The organism is Ruminococcus sp. D54t1_190329_F1 (assembly GCF_015551645.1).
GTDB lineage: Bacteria > Bacillota > Clostridia > Lachnospirales > Lachnospiraceae > Blautia_A > Blautia_A faecis.
The window spans coordinates 1-5,331 of sequence record NZ_JADNDC010000076.1; the positions used below are offsets into that span (position 1 = coordinate 1).

The window sequence follows — 5,331 nt, forward strand, 5'->3', positions numbered from 1 at the left end:
TTCGAGTATTATAAGATCTTTTATTATGTGGCAAAATACCACAACTTTACCAAGGCGGCCCAGGCGTTAAACAACAGTCAGCCTAATATTACCCGGGCCATGAACTGTCTGGAACAGCAGTTAAATACCACTTTATTTATCCGTACCAACCGCGGCGTACAGCTCACTCCTGAGGGAGAACGGCTTTATATCCATGTGTTAAGTGCAATGGAGCAGTTCCAGGCAGCAGAAGAGGAACTGGCCGACAGCTCCGGATTATCCCACGGAAGTGTAGCCATCGGTGCCAGTGAAACTGCCCTCAATATTTTCCTGCTGGATAAATTAAAAAGTTTTCACATGACTTATCCTGGAATCCGGCTGAGGCTATACAACCATTCCACACCGGAAGCCATTGAATCAGTTAAGAGCGGAAAGATTGATTTTGCAGTAGTTTCCACTCCGGCAGAGGTGGATTTCCCATTGAAACAGATCATGCTCATGCCGTTTCAGGAGATTCTGGTTGGAGGCACTACTTTTACCGCCCTTAGCAGTCAGGAGCTTTCCCTCCGGGAGGTAAAGAACTATCCGCTGATTTCTCTTGGGCGGGAAACTATGACCTATAAATTCTACAACAGTGTATTTTTATCACATGGTCTGGATCTTTCCCCGGATACGGAAGCTGCCACTGCGGATCAAATTCTGCCTCTGGTAAAATGCGAGCTTGGGCTTGCCTTTTTGCCCCAGCCGATGGCAGCACCATCCCTTCTGAAAAAAGAGATCGTACAGATCCCATTAAAAGATGAAATTCCGGAGCGCCAGATCTGCCTGGTGTATGATAGCCAGCATCCTATGGGAGCTGCGGCAAGGGAATTAAAAAATACCATTCTATTAGGGCATGTATAAAAACAGCGTATGGAAAAAATTTTGGTAATTAGAAAAAACTTGGAGAAAGTACTTTATGGATTACATAAAAGAAGCGAAAAAACTTGGTTTTTCAAATACGGCAATCATGGACACAAAAAAACTCGTATTCAAACCGGAATACCGAAAGTTTTGTGAAGAAAATCAGTGTGGATGTTACAACGTGAATCCAGCATGTCCACCTGAATGCGGAACGGTAGAATCTATGAAACAAAGGGTATTTGCCTATGAAAAAGCGCTTATTCTACAGACGATACAAAGCAAGGATATGGACTATAAAATGGCGAAGCTTGCGCACAATAAACTCACCGAACAGTTGGCCTCTAAAATAATGGAATCTGGAAATACCGACCTGCTGATCATGTCCGCTGGTCCTTACAGGCACTATTCCTGCCTGTCCGCCTACTGTGTTGATGCCCAGGAAATGGCAGATGCGGTGGGAATGACCTGCTGGGGGACCGATGATAAGATACGGTATTTTTCACAAATTTTATTTCATGGAAACTTATAATGGAAAACACTTACAACGGTCTGTGATATGGCAAACATAAAAATATGATATGAAAAAGAAATCTCTCATCCTATTGCGGTATGACTATAACAATGCTATAATCCCTCCCGAAAAGAGACAGGTACAGCTCTCATTATGATCCAAACAGAAAAAGAGGCGTTTTAGTATGAAAACAGTTTTACCAAGAGAACAAGCTGTAGAAGATATTTTTTCCAGAATCCTGGCTTCCCCGGAGGCATCAGGAAGGCTTCGGAAAGTGTTTTACCAATATCTGGATGATGAACATATGCTGGTGGATGAGGATCCGGACCACTTTTTGCAGGTACTCTTTCACGCTTACCAGAATGGGGATGTAAGTGCTCTTCTTCTGGAATTGTGTGGAAAAAGTATGTTTGATCTGCTCCGCGAAGCCTACCTGATTCCAAGAAAATTCCATGGAAAAGCAGGAGAGAACCCGGTTCTTCTTACTAATGTGGAAGGAGAGCTTCTTCCAGAAGCAGGGAAGATGGTTTCCGCTCATGAATACGGAAAATTTAAAGAGACATTTGACAGGCATGAGTGTGTACCCAGGTCCGGGCTTTACCTTGCAGATGGATATGACATTGTACATTCTTACACGGACGGACTGGAAATTAAAGAAGAAAAAGAAGAACGCCAGCGTGGAATCTTGATCCTTTATGCACTCCCGGATACCTGTAAGCTGGGTCTTACAGAAGCCCAGACTTATGCCGTTGTATGGAAGACTTTCCAGGAAATCCAGCAGGCAGCACCGCATGCCGTCGTATTCTATGGACAGGAGACCGGTATAAAAAAAGAAAGTCCCGATAAACCCTTTGATGAGCTTGGCGTTCTCCTTCCTATCCATGAGTTTGAGAAGAAAATGCTTCAGCGCATGGAGGAAATTGATGGAATCGTCCTTGCCTGCAGGGAACGGATGATGGAACAGGCTGGAAATGACAGCCTGAAATTATAATGAGACTTTTTTGAAGGAAGTGGCTTTATGCAGTTGGAGAGGGTCAGAAAAAATCACATGGACGTGGAGTGGCATGAATACACCGATGAAAATGGCAAAAATACTCCCGTTATAAATGCGAGCATCACGGAAAAGGCTTCCATTATAGGACGTGTAGGGATTATGTTTTTATCCTGTGGAACTGGAGCATGGAGAGTTCGAAGCTCTATGAATGCCCTGGCGGAAGCAATGGGGATTACCTGCACCACAGATATCGGGCTGATGTCCATTGAGTACACCTGTTTTGATGGGGAAAACGGATTTACCCAGTCGTTATGTCTTACCAATACAGGGGTGAATACGTCAAAGCTGAACCGGCTGGAGCATTTTATCCGCAATTTTGAAACAGAGGGGAAAAATATGTCCGGGGAAGAGCTTCATAGCTATCTGGATGAGATTGAAAGAATTCATGGCCTTTATTCCCCGGTAGCCCTGGGGCTGGCTGCCGCCATTGCATGCTGTGGATTTACCTTTCTTCTGGGCGGAGGACTGGTAGAAATGTTCTGTGCTTTTGTTGGAGCAGGACTTGGAAATTTCTTTCGCTGTAAATTAACAAAGCATCATTTTACCCTGTTTCTTGGAATTGTTTCCTCGGTTTCTCTGGCATGCTTTGCATATGCAGGACTTTTGAAATTAGGGGAAATCCTGTTTGGGATTTCCATTCAGCATGAAGCAGGATATATCTGTGCCATGCTTTTTATCATCCCTGGTTTTCCCTTTATTACCAGCGGAATTGACCTGGCAAAGCTGGATATGCGTTCTGGCATGGAAAGGCTCACTTATGCACTGATCATTGTTCTGGTAGCCACCATGTCTGCCTGGATCATGGCTATGCTCCTTCACCTGCAGCCAGTGGATTTCATAAAGATCCGTATGTCTGCTGCAATGTGGATCCTCACACGGCTTGCTGCAAGCTTTTTCGGCGTGTTCGGTTTTTCTATCATGTTTAACAGCCCAGTCAGGATTGCCTGTTCTACGGCAGTACTTGGTGCAATTGCAAATACCCTCCGTCTTGAACTGGTGGATCTCGTAGCTTTACCTCCGGCAGTAGCTGCATTTATAGGGGCACTTACAGCCGGACTTCTTGCCTCCCTTTTGAAAAATAAGGTGGGTTATCCAAGGATTTCCGTGACAGTGCCTTCCATTGTGGTCATGGTACCGGGGCTTTATTTATACCGTGGATTTTATAACCTTGGAATCATGTCCTTATCCGTTTCTGCATCCTGGTTTGCAGCTGCGCTTCTGATCATTGCATCGCTTCCGCTTGGACTAATCTTTGCAAGGATTTTAACAGATAAGACGTTTCGGTATTGTACCTGACTTGATTCGTGCTCGTAACAAAGACCGTAATAAATGTGATTGGTGAAATTGTGAAAAGGATATCTGATATTTTCTTTTGACCGGTGATTTTGACCTTACAGGCATTGACTGAGAACCGATTGGAAATATGAATGATATGCAGAATCATGTACTGCCGTATTTGCAGAGTTTTTGCAGTCTGGAAGAAAAAGGTGTGAAGGAGAGACGAGAACAGCAGGTGGCAGAGAAAAATGAGAGCAGAGAAGCTGTGCCAAGAGCTGGCGTTGAAGCAAATACAGCAGTTAAGGATGAAGGAAAAGCTGAAAGAAAGGCAGTAACACAGAAAAAGGCAATGCCAGGAAAAGAAACTGTCGATTCATGAACGTTTAGAAATCAATAAGAGAATTATCCAGGAAAAGCAGGGAAAAGATAAGCCGGAGAGAGAAGCTGATTTGGGTGTAAGGACAGTGTAGAATAAGTATAACGAGTCGGAGGTCATGAAGATTATTGTGACCTCCGGCTTTTTGTAAATTGTTAAAAGAATTATATTGTTATATGATTTCGTAAGTGATATACTTAAACATAAGGAAAACCGTGTGAAATTACAGTTTGCTTTTTGCACGGTTTCTTTTATACATGGAAGTTAGTTAAACCTAACAGTAGAACGACGTGAAAGTACTTTTGACTATACAGAAAGGAATACATAATGCTAATAAATGTCTCAGGGACAGCACTCGAATATCGGTACGCTTTTCTTTGAACTTGGATTTAGTTTGATGATGATCTTGGATGTGGCACTGGGGTAAGAGGAGAGGAATGATTCTTATGAGAATATTGATTTATGGTGCTGGTGTGATTGGATCCTTGGAGAACTACCAAACGATGATATTTATGATTTTGTCTTGCTTACTGTCCGGGAAAACCAGCTGTATGAAGCACTTACTGAATTGAAAAATAATAAAAGTAATACGATTGTTACAATGATAAATTCACTGGACAGTTACAATAAATGGGAAGACATTGTCGGAAATGAATATTTTTCGCTTTTTACCCTTGCCATTTTTAGCGATTATGCTGGTAGTTACATTTGGAAGCAGTTTTGGAGATAAATTTATGTGTCAACATGCTATGAAGGCACCAGATGAAATGCGGGAATTGCATAAGCAGTTTTATGCTTATATGAAAAAAATGAAGAAATGCGGATGCAAGGCGAAAAAGGTACAGTGATTGGAGAAAAAAGCATGAAAAATGAAAAATATAAAAAATTGTCAATTAAAGAGTTTACAAAAGCAGCAGGAAGATATGAAAGTAACCATGCTGGCATTTACGAAATGTGCAAGAAGGATTATCCGGATCCACAGGCATTTTTTGACAGTGTGAAAAGATGTCTTCGCCCAAATGGAAGATTGATACTGAGAGATGTGACCAGTGACAATAAAGTATTGGTATGGCTAATGAATACATTGGAAATGCCGTTGGCAAATATATGCGGACATGAAGATGTCCGGGTTCCAACAAGAGCTATGGTTATGAAATGTTGCAAAAAAGCAGGATTAAAAGTAGAAAAATTTGAAATTCGTAAAGGTATGCGAATGCATTGTGTTGTGAG

At 42.3% G+C, this 5,331-nt stretch carries 6 protein-coding genes and 1 pseudogene; all 7 read left to right on the forward strand.

Annotated elements, in window-relative coordinates; all coding sequences use genetic code 11:
* Nucleotides 1-882 (forward strand): LysR family transcriptional regulator (locus tag I2D69_RS19360; protein WP_195380403.1); only part of this gene is annotated, 882 nt, incomplete at its 5' end.
* Nucleotides 883-937: 55 nt separating this feature from the next.
* Nucleotides 938-1,411, forward strand: a complete 474-nt coding sequence (locus tag I2D69_RS19365) for a DUF2284 domain-containing protein (RefSeq protein ID WP_173719629.1) — start codon at nt 938-940, stop codon at nt 1,409-1,411.
* 166 nt (nt 1,412-1,577) lie between these two features.
* Nucleotides 1,578-2,384: a DUF4866 domain-containing protein gene (locus tag I2D69_RS19370; protein ID WP_195380404.1), complete on the forward strand. Its 807-nt coding sequence runs from the start codon at nt 1,578-1,580 to the stop codon at nt 2,382-2,384.
* A gap of 27 nt (nt 2,385-2,411) precedes the next feature.
* Complete coding sequence (locus I2D69_RS19375; RefSeq protein WP_195380405.1) at nt 2,412-3,743, forward strand: threonine/serine exporter family protein; 1,332 nt, start codon at nt 2,412-2,414, stop codon at nt 3,741-3,743.
* Nucleotides 3,744-3,879: 136 nt separating this feature from the next.
* Nucleotides 3,880-4,104: a hypothetical protein gene (locus tag I2D69_RS19380; protein ID WP_226815924.1), complete on the forward strand. Its 225-nt coding sequence runs from the start codon at nt 3,880-3,882 to the stop codon at nt 4,102-4,104.
* A 647-nt stretch (nt 4,105-4,751) separates the two neighbouring features.
* Complete coding sequence (locus I2D69_RS20375; protein WP_226841077.1) at nt 4,752-4,949, forward strand: hypothetical protein; 198 nt, start codon at nt 4,752-4,754, stop codon at nt 4,947-4,949.
* 14 nt (nt 4,950-4,963) lie between these two features.
* Nucleotides 4,964-5,331, forward strand: a pseudogene (locus I2D69_RS19390) (class I SAM-dependent methyltransferase); the annotation flags it as partial.